Origin of the sequence: Streptococcus mitis, from assembly GCF_000960025.1 — a bacterium.
Lineage (GTDB): Bacteria > Bacillota > Bacilli > Lactobacillales > Streptococcaceae > Streptococcus > Streptococcus mitis_DH.
This window is the reverse complement of sequence record NZ_JYGQ01000004.1, coordinates 19,906-41,523: the sequence shown is the minus strand read 5'-3', so window position 1 is coordinate 41,523 and position 21,618 is coordinate 19,906. Positions and strand designations below refer to the sequence as shown.

Annotated in this window: 16 protein-coding genes; 15 read left to right on the top strand and 1 reads right to left on the bottom strand. The window is 40.8% G+C overall.

The window, feature by feature from the left end; all coding sequences use genetic code 11:
- Positions 1 to 3: 3 nt before the first annotated feature.
- From TZ91_RS07095 to whiA, 15 genes are all read left to right on the top strand, one after another.
- Positions 4 to 8,580 carry a GEVED domain-containing protein gene (locus TZ91_RS07095; RefSeq protein WP_045597493.1) on the top strand — a complete coding sequence of 2,859 codons (8,577 nt, stop codon included), beginning with the start codon at positions 4 to 6 and terminating at the stop codon, positions 8,578 to 8,580.
- A gap of 366 nt (positions 8,581 to 8,946) precedes the next feature.
- Entirely contained in the window at positions 8,947 to 9,459 is a 513-nt protein-coding gene (locus TZ91_RS07090; RefSeq protein ID WP_001049318.1) for an adenine phosphoribosyltransferase, read from the top strand.
- A gap of 336 nt (positions 9,460 to 9,795) precedes the next feature.
- Complete coding sequence (gene metA, locus TZ91_RS07085; protein ID WP_033686533.1) at positions 9,796 to 10,740, top strand: homoserine O-acetyltransferase MetA; 945 nt, start codon at positions 9,796 to 9,798, stop codon at positions 10,738 to 10,740.
- 8 nt (positions 10,741 to 10,748) lie between these two features.
- Complete coding sequence (locus tag TZ91_RS07080; RefSeq protein ID WP_033686534.1) at positions 10,749 to 11,426, top strand: DnaD domain-containing protein; 678 nt, start codon at positions 10,749 to 10,751, stop codon at positions 11,424 to 11,426.
- A gap of 97 nt (positions 11,427 to 11,523) precedes the next feature.
- Positions 11,524 to 12,282, top strand: a complete 759-nt coding sequence (gene tpiA, locus TZ91_RS07075; protein WP_033686535.1) for a triose-phosphate isomerase — start codon at positions 11,524 to 11,526, stop codon at positions 12,280 to 12,282.
- 37 nt (positions 12,283 to 12,319) lie between these two features.
- Positions 12,320 to 13,930: a choline binding-anchored murein hydrolase LytC gene (lytC, locus tag TZ91_RS07070; protein WP_080702826.1), complete on the top strand. Its 1,611-nt coding sequence runs from the start codon at positions 12,320 to 12,322 to the stop codon at positions 13,928 to 13,930.
- Positions 13,931 to 14,161: 231 nt separating this feature from the next.
- A complete protein-coding gene (locus TZ91_RS07065) occupies positions 14,162 to 14,680 on the top strand; it encodes a Dps family protein (RefSeq protein ID WP_033686537.1) in 519 nt (172 codons plus the stop codon).
- A 126-nt stretch (positions 14,681 to 14,806) separates the two neighbouring features.
- A complete protein-coding gene (locus TZ91_RS07060) occupies positions 14,807 to 15,313 on the top strand; it encodes a dihydrofolate reductase (protein WP_033686538.1) in 507 nt (168 codons plus the stop codon).
- A complete protein-coding gene (locus tag TZ91_RS07055) occupies positions 15,313 to 15,483 on the top strand; it encodes a hypothetical protein (RefSeq protein ID WP_000442260.1) in 171 nt (56 codons plus the stop codon). The genes TZ91_RS07060 and TZ91_RS07055 overlap by 1 nt, the downstream gene beginning before the upstream one ends.
- Positions 15,484 to 15,519: 36 nt before the next feature.
- On the top strand, positions 15,520 to 16,752 hold the full coding sequence (gene clpX / locus TZ91_RS07050; protein WP_012972566.1) for an ATP-dependent Clp protease ATP-binding subunit ClpX: 1,233 nt from the start codon (positions 15,520 to 15,522) through the stop codon (positions 16,750 to 16,752).
- Positions 16,753 to 16,760: 8 nt separating this feature from the next.
- Positions 16,761 to 17,348, top strand: a complete 588-nt coding sequence (gene yihA, locus TZ91_RS07045; RefSeq protein ID WP_000405202.1) for a ribosome biogenesis GTP-binding protein YihA/YsxC — start codon at positions 16,761 to 16,763, stop codon at positions 17,346 to 17,348.
- Positions 17,349 to 17,358: 10 nt separating this feature from the next.
- Positions 17,359 to 17,739, top strand: a complete 381-nt coding sequence (locus TZ91_RS07040) for a RidA family protein (protein ID WP_001140420.1) — start codon at positions 17,359 to 17,361, stop codon at positions 17,737 to 17,739.
- Positions 17,740 to 17,790: 51 nt separating this feature from the next.
- The gene (gene rapZ / locus TZ91_RS07035; RefSeq protein WP_033686539.1) at positions 17,791 to 18,681 is read left to right on the top strand and encodes an RNase adapter RapZ; all 891 of its coding nucleotides are present in this window, start codon (positions 17,791 to 17,793) and stop codon (positions 18,679 to 18,681) included.
- On the top strand, positions 18,678 to 19,655 hold the full coding sequence (locus tag TZ91_RS07030; protein ID WP_033686540.1) for a YvcK family protein: 978 nt from the start codon (positions 18,678 to 18,680) through the stop codon (positions 19,653 to 19,655). Before rapZ ends, TZ91_RS07030 begins: the two co-directional genes overlap by 4 nt.
- Positions 19,652 to 20,563 carry a DNA-binding protein WhiA gene (gene whiA, locus TZ91_RS07025; RefSeq protein ID WP_033686541.1) on the top strand — a complete coding sequence of 304 codons (912 nt, stop codon included), beginning with the start codon at positions 19,652 to 19,654 and terminating at the stop codon, positions 20,561 to 20,563. Before TZ91_RS07030 ends, whiA begins: the two co-directional genes overlap by 4 nt.
- Before the next feature lie 31 nt (positions 20,564 to 20,594).
- Here the strand turns inward: whiA and TZ91_RS07020 are convergent, their stop codons facing one another.
- Entirely contained in the window at positions 20,595 to 21,563 is a 969-nt protein-coding gene (locus tag TZ91_RS07020; protein ID WP_024057223.1) for an NAD(P)/FAD-dependent oxidoreductase, read from the bottom strand.
- Positions 21,564 to 21,618 lie beyond the last annotated feature (55 nt).

Sequence of the window (21,618 nt, the reverse complement as noted above, 5' to 3'; positions counted from 1 at the left end):
CTCATGCAAGGCAAACAACAACAAGATTTTCGAACGGAGAAGTACATTCGTTACGGTATTCGTAAGTATAGCTTTGGAGCAGCATCAGTAGCAATTGCGGCTGGTTTGATGTTCCTAGGTAACGGTGCAGTATCAGCGACTGAAGTACAATCAGCTGAAACAACTATTTCAACACCTACTCCTAGTCAAGATGATAAGGATAAGGAAAAGGCCGAGCCTAAAGCTGAAACAGTAGAAACTGCAAAACCTGAAACTACAAAAGCTGCAGAAGTAAAACCTGAAGTCAAAGCAGAAGAGGCTAAGAAAGTAAACAAGGCTATCCTTGAAGCAAGTATTGCGACTTTAGAGTCTAAACTTTCAACTGCTAAATATGCGGACGCTACAGTAGTAAGTTCAGCTAAGGAAGTATTGGCAACAGCTAAAGCAACTCTTGCAAAAGCAGATGCTAGCCAAGCTGATGTAGATGCACAAGCAGAAACTGTATCAGCTTTGAGCACAGTTGTAACTGAGTCAAATACTGCTGGTTTCGATAAGAAACAAGCGGCTGAAAAAGAAGCTGCGAAAGCTGAAGCTGAAAAGAAAGCAACTCCAGCTGAAAAAGCTCTTTCAGTAGCTACAACAACTCTGACACAAGTATCATCAGAAGCTGAAGTAACCAACAAGTTGGCTGAAACTGAGCTTGCTAAGGCAGATGTCAAAGAAGAAAACAAGGCAGCGGTTACAGCAGCAGTCGCTAAAAACCAAGCAGTTCTTACTGAAACAAAGGCTCTTCTTGCTGATAAGAGTGTCACAAAAGAGCAAGTAGATGCTCAATTGGAACGTCTTAATGAATCAATCCTTGCAGTTTACAATGAATTGAAAAATGCAGGAATCGGCCGTGACGGTAAGTTTGCTGTTAACTTGGCAGAGGCTCAAACAACAGCACTTAAAGATGCTTCGACTGAAACAGGTAAAAAATGGTTAGAAGATCATGGTTATTCTTCATTATCAGATATCAAAGTTAAAACTAAAGAAGAAAACCTAAAAGAAATCAAAGACTTGAATGACCAAATCCAATGGTTGGACTTTGGAGATACAGCTGCTTGGACAAATCTAACTGCATCTAACCAACTTCAAATTGGTTCTACATATACAAAAGAATTGATTCCTGGTTATATCGTTACGATGAAAGTTAAGGAACTAAAACCATTTGAATCAACTGAAATATTCAAAAATCGTGTTGCGGGAACTGATTTAGAAAGTTCTTATCAACCAGACAAAGAAAATAAATTTAATCCAGAGAAAGGAGCAACAGGACTTGGAGCGAATCCTCAAAATGGATATACACACGTTAATAATGCTGGTTTATCAACTGGTTCATCTAAAACAACAATCGCAGGAACGAACCCTGCAGGGAAACCTCAAAACGGTCAAGCAGCTGGGGTTAAATTCGATGTAACAGCGACTTATAACGGTAAACCTGTAAAACCTGGTATTGTTATGACATCTGGGGAAGATATCGGACCACTTGAGTCTGAAATTTATACAACTAATGGTACTCCATGGGACTTAGCGGCGATTGTTGGATATAAAACAAATAAAAATGCTTATGTTCCACTTGATCAGTTTAAAGACCTTAATGGTGGTAAAACTGCTATCCTTAAATGGCAAGATGAAAAATTTGTTAATGCCTTAAACGGTGGGAAATTTGCAACTCCTGATTCTGCTACTGCAGGTCTTGGTTCTCAAGTATTCGGTGGATACCGCAATAACGGTGGAGCAGGAACGCCAGTCTTATCTACAGCAAACGTAACTGAAGTAGGATTTTATATCATGTCTTCTGGACAACAGTCTTCTATGATTGGTATCAAGTTCTCTGACTTCGGAGATCTTCCAGAATCTTATGGAATGGCTGAACACTTCTTAAGAACAGAGACTGTAGACTACTTAACTAAACAAAAGAAACAAATTCAGCAACCATATTTAGGTAAAGTAAAAGCAGATATCGACTCTGCACCAGGTACTCACGTACGTGGAATAGGTTCTGATGATGCTACAGAAACTGGAGATGAAGGTGTAGATCAACTTATTGCTCCAGACAATGTACATATCAACAAAGATACAGGACGTCCAGAAGTCCAATTAGTTAAAGGTCCGGACAACACTTATAAAGTTAAAGTTCTTGCTTCAGCAAACGGTAATGACAACTACACAGATACAGTTGCTCCAGCATACGTGCGTGGATTTATTGACTTCAATGGAAATGGTAAATTTGATAAAGGTGAAGAATCTAATATCGCTACAGTAACAGGAAAAGACCAAGAAGTAGAACTTACATTTACAAACACTCAAGTAGTGGACACTACTAAAGATGTAGTAAACTTCCGTGTTCGTATCGCAAAAGATGAATCTCAAGTAGAAAAAGCTGTAGGGATTGCATACTCTGGGGAAGTAGAAGATAACCAAATCCAAGTAATTCACCCACCGCGTGGAGATAAAGAAGAAACTACAGGTAAACAAGGTGAAACTCAATCAGTAGGTATCGAGTTCAGAACACGTCCATTAGGTGACGATGCATCTGACCTAGGTTCTAACAACGGTAAAACTACCTTCAACTCATACGGTAAAATTCAGTATACTGAACAAAGTAATGTAATCAGTGCAGAAACTACTAAGAAAGTTCAATCTGAAGGTGTAATGATCGTTAATCCAGATGGAACATTAACGAAAACTTACACTAAAGCAGGTCAAGGTACATACACAGTAACAGAAGATAAAGTAACCTTCACTCCAGAAGCTAACTTCGTAGGTAAAGCTGATGGTATTGCACTACGAGCAGTTGACTCAAATGGTGAATCTACTGGATGGACTGCATTAACAGCTCAAAACGGTCTTGAAAACATCAATGATGGTACACATTCAACGACTACAAAAACGATGGATGCTGTATACATTCCAACAGTAACTCCAAAAGAAATCACTGCAGATCCAGAAGAATCAACAGATGTACAAGGTAAAGAACAGAAGAAAACACCAACATTTAAAACTGAAGGTGATTCAGCTACACCAGTAACACCAAGTGCTACTTACCCAGCTAAATTAGTAGATCCAAAAACTGGCGATAAAGTAGACTCTGTAACGGTTGATGGAGAAGGAACTTACACAATTAACCCAACAACAGGTGAAGTAACATTCCAACCACTTTCAATATTTAAAGGAACTGCTTCAGGTGTTGATGTAACATTAACAGCACCAGTAGGTCAAGATAAAGATGGCCAACCTGTAACTGCAACAGCTACTACAAAATACACTCCAACAGTAACTGCTGTAGAACCAGCAGCTAAGCCAGCAGACTCAGCAGGTGTACAAGGTGAGACTCAAAAAGGAACTCCTACATTCACAGCAGGAAATGCAGAAGTACCAATTAAAGAAAATTCTGTAAAACTATTAAATCCAGATGGAACAGAAGCAACTGGTCCAGTAGATGCTTTAGATGAAAAAGGAAATAAAGTAGGGGAATATACAGTAAACCCAGCAACAGGTGAAGTAACATTCACACCAACTGACAAAACTTACACTGGTAAAGTAGCACCAGCTAAAGTACAAGCAGAAGATAAAAACGGAACTAAAGTAAACACTACTTACACTCCACATATCGTAGGAGTCACACCAACAGCAACACCAGCGGAATCTTCAGGTATCCAAGGACAGCCACAAGATGGAACAGTCTCATTTGCACCTGGTGAAACAACAATCGAAGGTGAGAAAAAATCAGTTCCAATTAAAGCTAACTCAGCGGTTCTTCTTGATGCTTCAGGTAACCCAGTAGCTTCTGGTACTCCAGTAGATGCTTTGGATCCAGAAGGAAACAAAGTAGGGGAATACACAATTGACCCAGCTACCAATAAAGTTACCTTCACACCAACGAATAAAGAATACAAAGGTAAAGTACAACCAGCTAAAGTACAAGCAGAAGACGAAAACGGAACTAAAGTAAACACAACTTACACTCCATCTATCGTAGGTGTCACACCAACTGCTTCACCAGCTGAAACAACTGATGTACAAGGTGTTGAACAATCGAAAGAAGTAACGTTTAAACCTGGTAAAGCAACAGTTAACGGTGTCGAAAAAGAAGTGCCAATCGACACTACTTCATACAAACTGTTAGATGAAAATGGACAACCAGCAGAATCAGTACCAGCTAAAAACCCAGCAGGAGATGTTATCGGTACATACACACTTAAAGTTGTAGACGGTAAAGCAACTGCGGTATTTACTCCAACTGATAAAACATATGCAGGAGAAGTTGCACCAGTTACGATTCAAGCCAAAGACACAAATGGAACTCCAGTAACAACAACTTACACTCCAAACATCACTCCAGTAGAACCAACAGGAAAGCCAACAAAAACTGAAGGTGCACAAGGACAACCTCAAGAAGGAACTCCAACATTCACACCAGGTGATGCTAAAGTTCCTATGAAGATCGATGCTGAACAACCAGCTAAATTAATCGATCCAGCTACTGGACAACCAACTGATGAAACAACAATTCCAGCAAAAGACGCTAACGGAAAAGAAGTTGGTACATACACAATCGATCCAACAACAGGTAAAGTAACATTTACACCAAATAAAGACTTTACGGGTACTCCAGAACCAGCAACAGTTCAAGCGAAAGATGCGAATGGAACTCCAACAACAGCTACTTACTCACCAACTGTTAAACCAGTAACACCAAAAGGTGTAGATACATTCACAAAAGATATCCAAGGAGCGACACAAAAAGGAACTCCTGAATTCAAACCTGGTAAAACAATTATTGATGGAAAAGAAGTAGAAGTTCCTATTGATACTAAAGAACCAGCTAAATTAATCGATCCTAAAACTGGTCAACCAGTAGACTCTGTAACAATTGAAGGAGAAGGAACTTACACAGTAGATCCAGAAACTGGAGAAGTAACATTTAAACCAGATCCTCAATTCACAGGAAAAGGAACACCAATCAAAGTCCAACGTAAAGATACAAACGGAACACCTGTAACAGGTGATTACACTGCAGTAGTAGTTCCTGCAGATCCAGATGGAGACCATGTAGCAACTGCGGATATTCAAGGTGCAGAACAAAGTGGAACACCGCAATTCCATGGTGGTAAAGCGATGATTGATGGTGAAGAAAAAGAAGTACCTATCGATGAAAATGTACCTGCCAAACTAATTGATCCAACTACAGGACAAGAAGTTGATGAAGTTGTAACAGATGAAGGAACATACAGAGTAGATCCAGATGGAACGGTTCACTTTAAGCCAAAACCAGATTTCGTAGGAAAAGCTAAAGGTGTAACTGTAAAACGTGTTGATACAAATGGAACACAAGCAACTGGCACATTTACACCAACAGTGGTTGGAACTTCTCCAAAAGCAGAACCAGCTAACTCTAGTGATATTCAAGGTCAAACACAAGAAAAACCAGTTAAATTCACAGGTGGATTAGCGGTTGTTAAAGATCCTGTAACAGGAGCTAAGACAGAAAAATCTGTAGATATCGATCCAGATACTTACACATTATTAGGTGAAAATGGAAAACCAGCACCAGAAGTACCAGCTAAAGATCCAAAAGGAAATGTAATTGGTAAATATACTCTTAAAACAGAAGATGGTAAAGATCCAGTTGTAGTATTCACTCCAACAGATAAAACTTACGCAGGTCCAGTTCAACCAGTAACAGTTCAAGCGCAAGATAAAAATGGAACTCCAGTAACAACAACTTACACTCCAAATATCACACCTGTTAAACCAACTGCAAAAGGAACAACTTCTGAAGGTGCACAAGGTCAAGAGCAAAGTGGAACTCCAACATTCACTGAAGGAAACACTAAAACTCCAATCGATCCAACTGTACCAGCTAAACTAATCGATCCAGAAACTGGTGAACCAACTGATGAAACTTCAGTAGAAGTACCAGGAGAAGGAACGTACACAATCAACCCAGAAACTGGTGAAGTAACATTCAAACCAGAACCAAACTTCACAGGAAAAGCACAAGGTATTGAAGTTCAACGTAAAGATACAAATGGAACTCCAGCTACAGCTAAGTACACACCAACAGTTAAACCAGTAACACCAACGTCAGATGACGTAGTATCTGAAGATGTACAAGGTGCTAAACAAACCGGAACTCCAGTATTCACACCAGGTAAAACAACAGTTAACGGTAAAGAAGTAACTGTAGAAATCGACGAAACTGTTAAACCAACATTCGACGATGGAACAACTACTAAAGAAGTACCAGGAGAAGGAACTTACACTATCGATGAAAATGGTGTCGTAACATTTACTCCAGAACCAAACTTCACAGGTAAAGCTAGCGGTGTAACAGTTAAACGTGTTGACAAAAACGGAACAGAAGTAACTGCGAAATACACACCAACAGTTAAACCAGTAACACCAACTGCAGACGGTGTAACAACAACTGATGTTCAAGGTGCTAAACAAACTGGAACTCCAGTATTCACAGCAGGTAAAACTACAGTCAACGGTGTAGAAAAAACTGTAGAACTTGATGATACTAAACCAGCTACATTCGAAGATGGTTCAACTACGAAAGAAGTGCCAGGAGAAGGAACTTACACAGTAGCTCCAGACGGAACTGTAACATTCACTCCAAATAAAGACTTCACAGGTCAAGCTAAAGGTGTAACAGTTAAACGTGTTGACAAAAACGGAACACCAGTAACAGCTAAATACACTCCAGTAGTGTTACCAGTAACGCCAGCAGGTAAAGACGTAACATCAATCGGTGAAAAAGGACAACCTCAATCTGAGACTCCAGTGTTCACACCAGGAACTACTAAAGTAAACGGTAAAACTGTAACAGTACCAATCGATGAAAAAGTAGCTCCAACATTTGATGATGGAACAACTGAGAAGAAAGTACCAGGAGAAGGAACTTACACAATCGATAAGAACGGTAAAGTAACATTCACTCCAGAAAAAGACTTCGTAGGAAAAGCTAAAGGTGTAACAGTTAAACGTGTTGACGAAAACGGAACACCAGTAACAGCTACTTACACACCAACAGTATTAGCTAAAACATCTACAGAAAACGTAGTTTCTGAAGGTGCTAAAGGACAACCTCAATCTAATACGCCAGTATTCAAAGGTGATGTAGACACTACAGTAGCTCCAACGTTTAAAGATGGATCAACTGAGAAGAAAGTACCAGGAGAAGGAACTTACACAATCGATAAAGATGGTAAAGTAACATTCACTCCAGAACCAGGATTCGTAGGAAAAGCTACTCCAGTTAAAGTGGTACGTAAAGATAAGAATGGTAAAACAATCAAAGCTTCTTACACACCAACAGTTCGCCCTGATACTAAATTTGTAGTAGTAGGAAAAGATGGTAAAGAGACTGAACTTATCCCATCTAAAGATGGTAAGAACCCATCAGAAACTATTCCAGGATACAAAGTTGTGAAGACTGAAACGGATGAAAAAGGGAATACGAAACATATCTACGAACCAGTAACAACTAAACACGTAGATAAGAACGGTAACCCAATCCCAGGAACAACAACAGAAGAAGGAGCAAAAGAGCCTAAGAATATCCCAGGATACAAAGTAGTAGAAACTCGTAAACTTCCAAATGGAGATACAGAATATGTATACGAAAAAGTAACGACAAGATACGTAGATAAAGCTGGTCACCCAATTCCAGGAACTGAAATTGAAGAAGGAACAAAAGAACCTAAGAACATTCCAGGTTACAAACTAGTAAGTACAACAACTAGTGGAGAAGGAGATACAGTTCACGCTTACGAACCAGTAACTACAACATTCAAGGACAAAGATGGTAATGTAATCCCAGGAACAGAAACTGAAGAAGGTACAACACCTAAGAAAGATATCCCGGGTTACCGCTTTGTAGAAACTAAGACACTTCCAAATGGTGATGTAGAACACATCTACGAAAAAGTGACTACACCAACACCTGATAAATCAAAAGAAAAAGGACTTATCAGAGATACTGAAGGAAATAAAATCCCAGGATTTGAATTCGATATGTTGTCACCAGTCTTAGATATTCCAGAATATCAATACGTTGAAACAGTAACAGAAAAAGATGGAACAGTTAAACATATCTACAGAAAAGTGAAGAAATCACCTTTACAACCAAATGTTCAGCCTACAAACAATCGTGCTACGATTTGGACTGATGAAAATGGAAATCCATTGAAATCATCTGAATCAGGAGCCAAAGAACCAGGAACAATTCCAGGTTACGAATATGTGAAGACTGTAACGGATCCAGCTGGAACTATCAAGCATATCTTCAGAAAAGTTGAAATGCCAACTCCAGTTGAACCAACTCAACCAGTACAACCAGTTGAGCCAGCTACTCCAGCAATGCCTGAACAGCCAGCTAAACCTCAAGTACCGGCTACTCCAGTACAACCAACAGCAGTCAAAGAAGCTGAAGGTAAGCGTGAATTGCCAAATACTGGTACAGAAGACCATGCTAGCCTAGCAGCACTTGGACTTCTCGGAGTATTGAGCGGATTTGGTCTTGTAGCTCGCAAGAAGAAAGAAGACTAAGCTTTCTAATTGACATGATTTGTTTGCAATGACATATCTGCTTAAAACTGATGAATCGAAAGGTTCATCAGTTTTTTGCTGTTGTCACCGGGGTTACAGAGTGGACATCGAAATCAGGCTCTCATACTCTTCGAAAATCTCTTCAAACCACGTCAGCTTCCATCTGCAACCTCAAAACAGTATTTTGAGCTAACTTCGTCAGTTCTATCCACAACCTCAAAACACTGTTTTGAGCAACCTACGGCTAACTTCCTAGTTTGCTCTTTGATTTTCATTGAGTATCAGCTAGGAAATATTGGTTATGCTTTCTTCTTTTGGAGAAAATATGGTATAATAGAGAGTAAAAACTTTGAAAGAAAGAAAAAGATGAATTTAAAAGATTACATTGCAACAATTGAAAATTATCCAAAGGAAGGCATCACCTTCCGTGATATTAGTCCTTTGATGGCTGATGGGAATGCTTATAGTTATGCTGTTCGTGAAATCGTTCAGTATGCTACTGATAAGAAAATTGATATGATCGTAGGTCCTGAAGCTCGTGGTTTTATCGTGGGCTGTCCAGTTGCCTTTGAGTTGGGAATTGGTTTTGCACCTGTTCGTAAGCCAGGTAAATTGCCACGTGAAGTCATTTCTGCTGACTACGAAAAAGAATACGGGGTTGATACCTTGACTATGCATGCTGATGCCATTAAGCCAGGTCAACGTGTTCTTATTGTAGATGATCTCTTGGCAACAGGTGGAACTGTTAAGGCAACAATCGAGATGATTGAAAAACTTGGTGGTGTTGTAGCAGGTTGTGCCTTCCTTGTTGAATTGGATGAATTGAACGGTCGTGAAAAAATCGGTGACTACGATTACAAAGTTCTTATGCATTATTAATGAAAAACAGTCCCTAGGGCTGTTTTCTCTACATTAGGATATAAAAATAGACTATAGCTAGTTAGAGAAAAACTATAATTGAAAACTATATCTTCTTGCAGTATAATAAAAGGACTAAGTGTTTGAGATTTAGTTTCATACTCAATGAAAATCAAAGAGCAAACTAGGAAACTAGCCGCAGGTTGCTCAAAACACTGTTTTGAGGTTGTAGATGGAACTGACGTAGTCAGTATCCTACACATACGGCAAGGCAACGTTGACGCGGTTTGAATTTGATTTTCGAAGAGTTTCAAACATATGCAATGATTCCTGAAAGAGTACAGTTAGGAGAGGGTTATGCCGATTCGAATTGATAAAAAATTGCCAGCTGTTGAGATTTTACGGACAGAGAATATCTTTGTCATGGATGATCAACGTGCGGCCCACCAAGATATCCGTCCCTTGAAGATTTTAATTTTAAATCTCATGCCACAGAAAATGGTCACAGAGACCCAGTTGTTGCGTCATTTGGCCAATACTCCTCTGCAACTAGATATTGATTTTCTCTATATGGAGAGCCATCGTTCTAAAACAACTCGTTCAGAACACATGGAGACTTTTTATAAAACTTTTCCTGAAGTCAAGGATGAGTATTTTGATGGGATGATTATCACAGGTGCTCCAGTTGAGCATTTACCATTTGAGGAAGTGGACTATTGGGAGGAATTTAGCCAGGTGCTTGAGTGGTCTAAGACCCATGTCTATTCGACCCTTCATATCTGTTGGGGAGCTCAGGCTGGACTCTATCTTCGCTATGGAGTGGAAAAACACCAGATGGACAGTAAGTTATCGGGTATTTATCCTCAGGACACTTTAAAGGAAGGTCATCTTCTCTTTAGAGGATTTGACGATAGCTACGTATCACCTCATTCTCGGCATACGGAGATTTCTAAGGAAGAGGTCTTAAATAAAACCAATCTCGAGATTTTATCAGAGGGCCCGCAGGTTGGGGTTTCGATTTTGGCCAGTCGGGATTTACGAGAAATTTATAGTTTTGGGCATTTGGAATATGACCGTGATACCTTGGCAAAAGAGTATTTTAGGGATCGTGATGCAGGTTTAGATCCACATATTCCAGAAAATTACTTTAAGGATAATGATGTTAATCAGACACCTTGTCTTTGTTGGTCTTCATCAGCAGCCCTCTTTTTCAGTAACTGGGTGAATTATGCGGTCTATCAGGAAACCCCTTTTGACTGGAGAAAAATAGAAGATGATGCATCCGCATTTGGGTATTTATAAGAGGAATTATGACATATTTAGACGCTTTTAAATCAGGGAACTTGGTTTTACCGAGTGCCCTGCTCTTGCATTTTAAGGAACTCTTTCCTTCCAGCGACGATTTTCTGGTCTGGCAATTTTTCTATTTGCAAAATACGACAGGCTTAGAAGAAATGTCCCCAAGCCAGATTGCTGAAAGGATTGGCAAGGAAATTTCGGAAGTCAATCAGGCTATTTCCAATTTGACGGAGAGGGGACTGCTTCAGTATCGAACGATCGAATTGAATGGTGAAATTGAATTGCTTTTTGATGCTAGTTTGGCTTTGGAACGTTTGGATAATTTGCTTGGAGCAGCTCATTCAAGTTCAGACCAGTTGACACCTCAAAATCAGCTCAAGAATTTGGTGGAAACTTTCCAGCAGGAGTTGGGACGCTTGTTGACTCCTTTTGAGATTGAGGATTTGACCAAGACTCTTAAGGAAGATGGAACCAGTGCTGACTTGATTAAGGAAGCTCTTCGTGAAGCGGTTTTGAATGGAAAACCAAACTGGAAGTACATTCAGGCGATTTTGAGAAACTGGCGTCATGAAGGTATCAAGAGTGTGGCTCAAATTGAGGCCAAGCGGGCAGAGAGAGAAGCAAGCAATCCTCAGTTGAAACAGCTATCGACAGATTTCAGAAATGCTATGGATCTCTGGAAGGATTGATCGTTACAAGCAGGATTGAAATCCGAGTAAGATTTGCAAGCTGTGTATAATTGTGATAAAATAAGTAGAAAATAAATTGAAAAAAGAGGTATGTGAAATGTCACGTAAACCATTTATCGCTGGTAACTGGAAAATGAACAAAAATCCAGAAGAAGCTAAAGCATTCGTTGAAGCAGTTGCATCAAAACTTCCTTCATCAGATCTTGTTGAAGCAGGTATCGCAGCTCCTGCAGTTGATTTGACAACTGTTCTTGCTGCTGCAAAAGGTTCAAATCTTAAAGTTGCTGCTCAAAACTGCTACTTTGAAAATGCAGGTGCTTTCACTGGTGAAACTAGCCCACAAGTTTTGAAAGAAATCGGTACTGACTACGTTGTTATCGGTCACTCAGAACGCCGTGACTACTTCCATGAAACTGACGAAGATATCAACAAAAAAGCAAAAGCAATCTTTGCAAACGGTATGCTTCCAATCATCTGTTGTGGTGAGTCACTTGAAACTTACGAAGCTGGTAAAGCTGCTGAATTTGTAGGTGCTCAAGTATCTGCTGCATTGGCTGGATTGACTGCTGAACAAGTTGCTGTATCAGTTATCGCTTATGAGCCAATCTGGGCTATCGGTACTGGTAAATCAGCTTCACAAGACGACGCACAAAAAATGTGTAAAGTTGTTCGTGACGTTGTAGCTGCTGACTTTGGTCAAGAAGTTGCTGACAAAGTTCGTGTTCAATACGGTGGTTCTGTTAAACCTGAAAACGTTGCTTCATACATGGCTTGCCCAGACGTTGACGGTGCCCTTGTTGGTGGTGCGTCACTTGAAGCTGAAAGCTTCTTGGCATTGCTTGACTTTGTAAAATAATTAGTAAGTAGCAAAAGCTAGGTGGAACAGCATTCAGATGTCTGTTCCATTTTTTATAAGGGAGGAAAGATTGAAAACAAAGATTGGAAAAATTGGATTAGCAAGTGCCTTTTTGCTTGGATTGATCGTTAATCAGGTGGCTGCAAATGAAGCTGAAGCGAAAGCATCTTCGGAAGAAAGCAGTGTTCAAGCTTCTTCTAGTAAGGTAGAAGAAAAGAAATCAGAAACGACTACAAGTCAAAAAGAAGAAGAGAAAAAGGATGAGACTTCTTCTAGTCAGCGTCCAGAGAAAAAGGAAGAAGTAAAAGAGACGCGAGCTAGTAGTCAGAAAGAAGAAAGTAAACCAACTTCAACATCAGCACATTGGGAAGGTGACTTCTATGTAAAAGCAGATGGTTCAAAAGCTAGGAGTGAGTGGATCTTCGATACTAGCTACAAGGCTTGGTTCTATATAAAATCAGATGGTCGTTATGCCCAAAAAGAATGGCATGGAAACTACTACCTCAAAGCGGGTGGTTACATGGCTAAAAATGAATGGGTTTACGATAACCATTATAAGAGCTGGTTCTACCTCAAAGCAGATGGTTCTTATGCAGAACAAGAATGGCAGAAAATCAATGGCAAATGGTACTATTTCAAGAAGTGGGGCTATATGGCTAAAAGTCAGTGGCAAGGAGATTATTTCTTGAATGGTCAAGGTGCTATGATGCAAAACGAATGGCTTTACGATAATCATTATAAGAGTTGGTTCTATCTTAAGGCAGACGGTTCTTATGCTAATGAACAGTGGCAAAAGATTGATGGAAAGTGGTATTATTTCAAGAAGTGGGGATACATGGCTCAAGATGAGTGGCATGGAAACTACTATCTTACTGAAAGTGGTGTCATGGCAACAGGTGAGTTAATCATGGACGATACTCGTTATACTTTTGCCGATTCAGGGGAACTGAAAGAAAAGAAAGCCTTGAATGTTGGTTGGGTTTATCGAAATGGACACCGTTATTTCTTTAACCATCGTGAAGAACAGGTTGGAACTGACCGTGCTAAGAAGGTTATTGATGTCAGTGAGCATAATGGCCGCATTAGTGATTGGAAAAAGGTTATCCAGGAAAATGGAGTTGATGGTGTTATTGTGCGCTTAGGATACAGCGGTGTAGAAGATAAGGAATTGGCACATAATATTCAAGAATTTAATCGACTAGGTATTCCTTATGGTGTTTATCTTTATACCTATGCAGAAAATGAAACAGATGCTGAGAATGATGCTAAGCAGACTATTGAACTCTTGAAGAAATACAAGATGAACTTATCTTATCCAATCTACTATGATGTTGAAAACTGGGAGTATGAAAATAAATCTAAGAAAGCTCCAGCAGATACAGACACTTGGGTTAAAATTATCAATAAGTATATGGAAACCATGAAGCATGCTGGTTACCAAAACGTGAAAGTTTATAGCTATCGTCAACTTTTGCAAACTCGTTTGAATCATCCAAATATTTTACAACATGTAAACTGGGTTGCAGCCTATACGGATGCGCTTGATTGGAATAATCCTCATTATTCAGGAGAAAAAGGATGGCAATATACTTCATCTGACTCTCTTAAAGGGATTCGAGGACGTGTGGATGTCAGCGTCTGGTATTAAGATGTAAAACTGAGAAAAGAGTGTACATTTGTATGCTCTTTTCTTTATTTTATCTCTGTTAAGAGAGATTGAAAGTGACTGGGTTTCATTCTAAAAAATTCTTAAATTATCAGTCTATTGCAACTTTTCTCATGTGAGTCATTTGGCTTGCTATTGGTTTTCCTTAGTAGTATACTAAGGTAGTAATCATTAAGAAGTGGTTACAAAAAATAATAAACGAGGTAAAATAAAATGGTAGAATTGAAAAAAGAAGCAGTAAAAGACGTAACATCATTGACAAAAGCAGCGCCAGTAGCATTGGCAAAAACAAAGGAAGTATTGAACCAAGCTGTTGCTGATTTGTACGTAGCTCATGTGGCTTTGCACCAAGTACACTGGTATATGCGTGGTCGTGGTTTCCTTGTATGGCATCCAAAAATGGATGAGTACATGGATGCTCTTGATGGTCACTTGGATGAAATCAGCGAACGTTTAATTACCCTTGGTGGCAAACCTTACTCAACTTTGACAGAATTCCTTCAACACAGTGAAATCGAAGAAGAAGAAGGAGAATTCCGTAACGTTGAAGAAAGCTTGGAACGTGTCCTAGATGTTTATCGTTATCTCATCACTCTATTCCAAAAAGCTTTGGATGTTACTGATGAAGAAGGTGATGATGTGACAAACGATATCTTTGTTGGTGCTAAAGCTGAACTTGAGAAAACGGTTTGGATGCTTGCGGCAGAACTTGGACAAGCTCCCGGTTTGTAAGAAATAATAGATATATAAATCTGTAGGAATTTTCTTACAGATTTTTTCTATTCTGCAAGCTATTCCAAACCAGTCTTTTTTTGAGTTTTTTGATAAAATAGTACTATCAGTGAAAAGGATGGAAGCATGACTAAGAAAATTGTAGCTATTTGGGCCCAGGATGAAGAGGGTGTGATTGGTAAGGACAATCGTCTGCCTTGGTATTTACCAGCAGAACTGCAACACTTCAAAGAAACAACTCTGAATCATGCTATCTTGATGGGGCGCGTGACCTTTGATGGGATGGGGCGTCGCTTGCTTCCAAAACGGGAGACCTTGATTTTGACACGTAACCCAGAAGAAAAGATAGATGGAGTTGCTACTTTTCAGGATATCCAGTCTGTCTTGGACTGGTATCAGGCTCAAGAAAAGAATCTCTATATTATCGGTGGGAAGCAGATTTTTCAGGCTTTTGAGCCCTACCTTGACGAAGTGATTGTGACTCAAATTCATGCTCGGGTGGAGGGAGATACCTATTTCCCTGAGGAGTTTGACTTGTCTCTTTTTGAGACAGTTTCAAGCAAATCCTATACCAAAGATGAGAAGAATCCTTATGATTTTACCATCCAATACCGCAAGAGAAAGGAAGTCTAATGGAACGTAGTATATTTGGTTTTTTTACAGCCATGCTGTGTTTGGTCTGCTTGCTTGCTGGAGCACAGGCTTTTCGTAAAAAGCGCTATGGACTTTCTGTCCTGCTCTGGTTAAATGCCTTTACCAATTTGGTCAATAGTATCCATGCTTTTTACATGACCTTATTTTAGATAGAATGACAGTATAGAATAGAACGGAAGGAAATCATGCCTACAAATAGGAATAATGATATGATGGTTTATTGCTCATTTTGTGGCAAAAGCCAAGAAGAAGTACAAAAAATAATCGCAGGTAACAACGCCTTTATCTGTAATGAATGTGTGGAGTTAGCCCAGGAAATCATTCGTGAGGAGTTGGCGGAAGAAGTCTTGGCAGACTTGTCTGAAGTTCCAAAACCAATCGAACTCCTCCATATCTTGAACCACTATGTAATTGGTCAAGATCGTGCCAAACGTGCCTTGGCAGTGGCAGTTTACAACCACTACAAACGTATCAATTTCCACGATACGCGTGAAGAGTCAGAAGATGTGGATTTGCAGAAGTCAAACATCTTGATGATTGGCCCAACTGGTTCAGGGAAAACTTTCCTTGCTCAGACCTTGGCTAAGAGCTTAAATGTGCCTTTTGCGATTGCGGATGCGACAGCTCTTACCGAGGCTGGTTATGTGGGTGAGGACGTGGAAAATATTCTTCTCAAACTCTTGCAGGCTGCTGACTTTAACATTGAACGTGCAGAGCGTGGCATTATCTATGTGGATGAAATTGACAAGATTGCTAAGAAGAGTGAGAACGTGTCTATCACACGTGATGTTTCTGGTGAAGGCGTGCAACAAGCCCTTCTCAAGATTATCGAAGGAACTGTTGCTAGCGTGCCGCCTCAAGGTGGACGCAAACATCCGCAACAAGAGATGATTCAAGTGGATACCAAAAATATTCTCTTCATCGTGGGTGGTGCTTTTGATGGCATTGAAGAAATTGTCAAACAACGTCTGGGTGAAAAAGTCATCGGATTTGGTCAAAATAATAAAGCGATTGACGAAAACAGCTCTTACATGCAAGAAATCATCGCAGAAGATATTCAAAAATTTGGTATTATCCCTGAGTTGATTGGACGCTTGCCTGTTTTTGCTGCTCTTGAGCAATTGACGGTTGATGACTTGGTTCGTATCTTGAAAGAGCCAAGAAATGCCTTGGTCAAACAATACCAAACCTTGCTTTCTTATGATGATGTCGAGTTGGAATTTGACGACGAAGCCCTTCAAGAAATCGCCAATAAGGCTATCGAACGCAAAACTGGTGCGCGTGGTCTTCGCTCGATCATCGAAGAAACCATGCTAGACGTCATGTTTGAAGTACCGAGTCAGGAAAATGTGAAATTGGTTCGCATCACAAAAGAAGCTGTCGATGGAACGGATAAACCAATCTTGGAAACAGCCTAGAGGTGACTATGGAAATCAATACACACAATGCTGAAATCTTGCTCAGTGCGGCCAATAAATCCCACTACCCACAGGATGAACTGCCAGAGATTGCCCTAGCAGGGCGTTCAAATGTTGGCAAGTCTAGCTTTATCAACACCATGCTGAACCGCAAGAATCTAGCCCGAACATCAGGTAAACCTGGTAAAACCCAGCTTCTCAACTTCTTTAATATCGATGATAAGATGCGCTTTGTGGATGTGCCTGGTTATGGCTATGCCCGTGTTTCTAAAAAGGAACGTGAAAAGTGGGGGCGCATGATTGAGGAGTACCTAACGACTCGGGAAAATCTCCGTGCAGTGGTCAGTCTAGTTGACCTTCGTCATGACCCGTCAGCAGATGATGTGCAGATGTACGAATTTCTTAAGTATTATGAGATTCCAGTCATCATTGTGGCGACCAAGGCAGACAAGATTCCACGTGGTAAATGGAACAAGCACGAATCAGCAATCAAAAAGAAATTAAACTTTGACCCAAGTGACGACTTTATCCTCTTTTCATCTGTCAGCAAGGCAGGGATGGATGAGGCTTGGGATGCAATCTTAGAAAAATTGTGAGGAAAAGAAAATGGCAAAAACAATTCATACAGACAAAGCTCCAAAGGCTATCGGACCCTATGTTCAAGGAAAAATCGTTGGCAACCTTTTGTTTGCTAGTGGTCAAGTTCCTCTCTCTCCTGAAACTGGGGAAATCGTTGGAGAAACGATCCAAGAACAGACAGAACAAGTCTTAAAAAACATCGGTGCTATTTTGGCAGAGGCAGGAACTGACTTTGACCATGTTGTCAAAACAACTTGTTTCTTGAGCGATATGAACGACTTTGTTCCTTTTAACGAGGTTTACCAAACGGCCTTTAAAGAGGAATTTCCAGCTCGTTCAGCAGTAGAGGTAGCTCGTCTTCCTCGTGATGTAAAAGTCGAAATCGAAGTCATCGCAGAGATTGGATAAGCTAGTTGAAGTTTGGTGTTGCCAAACTTCTTTTGATATAAGGAGAAAAAGATGACAAAGAAACAACTTCACTTGGTGATTGTGACAGGAATGAGTGGTGCAGGGAAAACAGTTGCCATTCAGTCCTTCGAAGATTTGGGTTATTTTACTATTGATAATATGCCTCCAGCTCTCTTGCCTAAGTTTTTGCAGTTGGTGGAAACAAAGGAAGACGACCATAAGTTGGCCTTGGTAGTAGATATGCGTAGCCGTTCTTTCTTCTCAGAGATTCAAGCTGTTTTGGATGAGTTGGAAAACAAGGAAGAACTGGACTTTAAAATTCTCTTTTTGGATGCAGCTGACAAGGAATTGGTCGCTCGTTACAAGGAAACCAGACGGAGTCACCCACTAGCTGCAGATGGACGGATTTTGGATGGCATCAAGCTGGAACGTGAACTCTTGGCGCCTTTGAAAAATATGAGCCAAAATGTGGTGGATACAACTGAACTTACTCCTCGTGAACTGCGTAAAACCATTGCAGAGCAGTTTTCTGATCAGGAACAAGCCCAGTCTTTCCGTATCGAAGTCATGTCTTTTGGCTTTAAATATGGAATCCCGATTGATGCAGATTTAGTCTTTGATGTCCGATTCTTGCCAAATCCCTACTACCTACCAGAACTGAGAAACCAAACGGGTATAGATGAACCTGTTTATGATTATGTCATGAACCATCCTGAGTCAGAAGACTTTTATCAACATTTGTTGGCCTTGATTGAGCCGATTTTGCCAAGTTACCAAAAGGAAGGAAAGTCTGTTTTGACTATTGCCATGGGATGTACGGGTGGACAACACCGTAGTGTGGCCTTTGCTAAACGCTTGGCGCAGGACTTATCCAAGAATTGGCCTGTCAATGAAGGGCATCGCGACAAAGACCGAAGAAAGGAAACGGTAAACCGTTCATGAGAAAACCAAAGATAACGGTGATTGGTGGAGGAACTGGGATTCCTGTCATTCTAAAAAGCCTGCGGGAAAAAGATGTGGAAATCGCTGCTATCGTAACGGTGGCGGATGATGGTGGTTCTTCAGGTGAACTCAGAAAAAATATGCAGCAGTTGACACCGCCAGGCGATCTCCGCAATGTCCTTGTAGCCATGTCAGATATGCCAAAATTTTATGAAAAGGTCTTTCAGTATCGCTTCTCTGAGGATGCGGGAGCCTTTGCTGGCCATCCATTGGGTAATCTCATCATTGCTGGCCTGTCAGAAATGCAGGGTTCGACCTATAATGCCATGCAGTTATTGAGCAAATTTTTCCATACAACTGGGAAGATTTATCCTTCCAGTGACCATCCTTTGACCCTGCACGCAGTCTTTCAGGATGGGACAGAAGTGGCTGGAGAGAGCCATATTGCAGACCATCCAGGCATGATTGACCATGTCTATGTGACCAATACCCTTAACGATGATACGCCTCTGGCTAGCCGTCGAGTGGTGCAGACCATTCTTGAAAGTGACATGATTGTCCTCGGACCTGGTTCTCTCTTTACCTCTATTTTGCCCAATATTGTAATTAAGGAAATCGGGCAGGCGCTTTTGGAAACCAAGGCAGAAATCGCCTATGTCTGCAATATCATGACCCAACGTGGGGAGACGGAACACTTTACAGATAGTGACCACGTGGAGGTCTTGCATCGTCACCTTGGTCGACCTTTTATCGATACTGTCTTGGTGAATATTGAAAAAGTGCCTCAGGAATACATGAATTCCAACCGTTTTGATGAATACTTGGTGCAGGTGGAACATGATTTTACTGGTCTTTGTAAGCAAGTTCCGCGCGTGATTTCATCCAACTTCCTTCGTCTGGAAAATGGGGGTGCCTTCCACGATGGGAATTTGATCGTGGACGAGTTGATGCGCATCATACAGGTGAGAAAATGAGTTTCACAGTAGCAGTAAAAGAAGAAATCCTAGGTCAGCACCATCTAAGTCGGCATGAATTATCTGCCATTATCAAGATGTCTGGCAGTATCGGTCTCTCGACTTTGGGCCTAACCTTGTCTGTCGTGACAGAAAATGCCAAACTGGCTCGTCACCTCTATGAGTCCTTTCTCCATTTCTACGAAATCAAATCGGAAATTCGTCACCACCAAAGAAGTAATCTTCGTAAGAATCGAGTCTATACCGTTTTTACAGATGAAAAGGTGCAGGACCTGCTGAGTGATTTGCACTTGGCAGACTCCTTTTTTGGTCTGGAAACAGGTATTGATGAGGAGATTTTATCAGACGAGGAAGCAGGTCGTGCCTATCTCTGTGGTGCTTTTTTGGCAAATGGTAGCATTCGTGACCCTGAGTCAGGTAAGTACCAGTTGGAAATCAGTTCTGTTTATTTGGACCACGCGCAAGGGATTGCCTCTCTTCTCCAGCAGTTTTTACTGGACGCTAAGGTTCTTGAGCGCAAGAAGGGAGCTGTGACCTATCTCCAGCGAGCCGAAGATATTATGGACTTCTTGATAGTAATCGGAGCCATGCAGGCGCGTGATGATTTTGAGCGGGTTAAGATTTTGCGAGAAACCCGTAATGACCTCAATCGGGCCAATAATGCCGAGACAGCTAATATCGCTCGGACAGTCTCTGCCAGCATGAAGACTATCAACAATATCAGCAAAATCAAAGATATCATGGGCTTAGAAAATCTGCCAGTGGATTTGCAGGAAGTAGCGCAACTGCGGATTCAACATCCAGACTACTCTATCCAACAGTTGGCAGATAGCCTCAGCAGCCCTCTGACCAAAAGTGGTGTCAACCACAGACTCAGAAAAATCAATAAGATAGCCGATGAACTATAAAACCACGAATCGTAGGACTCGTGGTTCTTTTTTATAAACTGGTTGAGTGTTTTGGTTGTACTTTTTGCTCAGGGTCGATGTAGTTAATGGCATTGTTAACAGCGGTTGGTGCTTCTCCGAGGCCTGTCGCAATCAGATCAATTTTTCCATCATAGTAGCAGCAGTCACCGATAGCATAGATACCTGCTTGGCTGGATTCCTGTTTGCTGTTGACGATAATCTTGTGGCGGTTGAGGTCCAGACCCCAGTTTTTAAGGTTACCGACAGAAGATTTGAAACCATAGTTGACAAAGAGGTGGTCTAGGTCAATCGTTTCTGTTTCATCAGATTTAACTTTTGTGATTTCCAACTTGTCAATCGTTTTTCCATCTCCAAGGAGTTGGCTAGGGACGAATGGTGTCTTGATGGTCACTGATGATTCCTGCAAGGCTTGGACACTGTGTTCCAAGGCACGGAAATTATCTCTGCGGTGGACAAGGGTAGTTGGTGCGATTTTTTCAAAAGCCAAAGCCCAATCAACAGCTGAGTCCCCACCACCCAGAATCGTCACTTTCTTACCAGCATATTGCTGGATGTTGGAAACGTGGTAGTGGATATTTTCATAGCCCTCAACGCCTTCTAGTTCTAGAGGACGTGGTTTAAAGGCACCGCCACCCATAGCGATGATAACAGTTTTAGACAGGTGACTTCCTTTAGAAGTTGTAATTACAAAGCCTTCTTCTTGTTTTTCAATCTCAAGAACCGTTTCGTTGAGATGAATAGGGGTATCAAAGCCATTTAATTGCTCGATTAGACGGTTAGTCAACTCTTCTCCAGTCAGATTTGGGAAACCTGGGACGTCTAGGATTTCCTTTTCAGGATAGAGAATAGCAGGTTGTCCACCTAGTTGGGGAAGAGAGTCGATGATTTGGACCTTGGCTTGGCGTAGATGGGCATAAAAGGCTGCAAAAAGCCCGACTGGACCACCACCTACAATAGTGATATCATATAGTTGAGACATGGTTTCTCCTTTGTTTTTTCTAGTCAGTTTATTTTATCATATTTTTCCTTAATTT

Excerpts from the sequence above, each read along its gene's own strand:
- TZ91_RS07095 (WP_045597493.1), top strand. The coding sequence starts at position 4 with ATGCAAGGCAAACAACAACAAGATTTTCGAACGGAGAAGTACATTCGT.
- TZ91_RS07090 (WP_001049318.1), top strand. The coding sequence starts at position 8,947 with ATGAATTTAAAAGATTACATTGCAACAATTGAAAATTATCCAAAGGAA.
- metA (WP_033686533.1), top strand. The coding sequence starts at position 9,796 with ATGCCGATTCGAATTGATAAAAAATTGCCAGCTGTTGAGATTTTACGG.
- TZ91_RS07080 (WP_033686534.1), top strand. The coding sequence starts at position 10,749 with ATGACATATTTAGACGCTTTTAAATCAGGGAACTTGGTTTTACCGAGT.
- tpiA (WP_033686535.1), top strand. The coding sequence starts at position 11,524 with ATGTCACGTAAACCATTTATCGCTGGTAACTGGAAAATGAACAAAAAT.
- lytC (WP_080702826.1), top strand. The coding sequence starts at position 12,320 with ATGTCTGTTCCATTTTTTATAAGGGAGGAAAGATTGAAAACAAAGATT.
- TZ91_RS07065 (WP_033686537.1), top strand. The coding sequence starts at position 14,162 with ATGGTAGAATTGAAAAAAGAAGCAGTAAAAGACGTAACATCATTGACA.
- TZ91_RS07060 (WP_033686538.1), top strand. The coding sequence starts at position 14,807 with ATGACTAAGAAAATTGTAGCTATTTGGGCCCAGGATGAAGAGGGTGTG.
- TZ91_RS07055 (WP_000442260.1), top strand. The coding sequence starts at position 15,313 with ATGGAACGTAGTATATTTGGTTTTTTTACAGCCATGCTGTGTTTGGTC.
- clpX (WP_012972566.1), top strand. The coding sequence starts at position 15,520 with ATGCCTACAAATAGGAATAATGATATGATGGTTTATTGCTCATTTTGT.
- yihA (WP_000405202.1), top strand. The coding sequence starts at position 16,761 with ATGGAAATCAATACACACAATGCTGAAATCTTGCTCAGTGCGGCCAAT.
- TZ91_RS07040 (WP_001140420.1), top strand. The coding sequence starts at position 17,359 with ATGGCAAAAACAATTCATACAGACAAAGCTCCAAAGGCTATCGGACCC.
- rapZ (WP_033686539.1), top strand. The coding sequence starts at position 17,791 with ATGACAAAGAAACAACTTCACTTGGTGATTGTGACAGGAATGAGTGGT.
- TZ91_RS07030 (WP_033686540.1), top strand. The coding sequence starts at position 18,678 with ATGAGAAAACCAAAGATAACGGTGATTGGTGGAGGAACTGGGATTCCT.
- whiA (WP_033686541.1), top strand. The coding sequence starts at position 19,652 with ATGAGTTTCACAGTAGCAGTAAAAGAAGAAATCCTAGGTCAGCACCAT.
- TZ91_RS07020 (WP_024057223.1), bottom strand. The coding sequence starts at position 21,563 with ATGTCTCAACTATATGATATCACTATTGTAGGTGGTGGTCCAGTCGGG.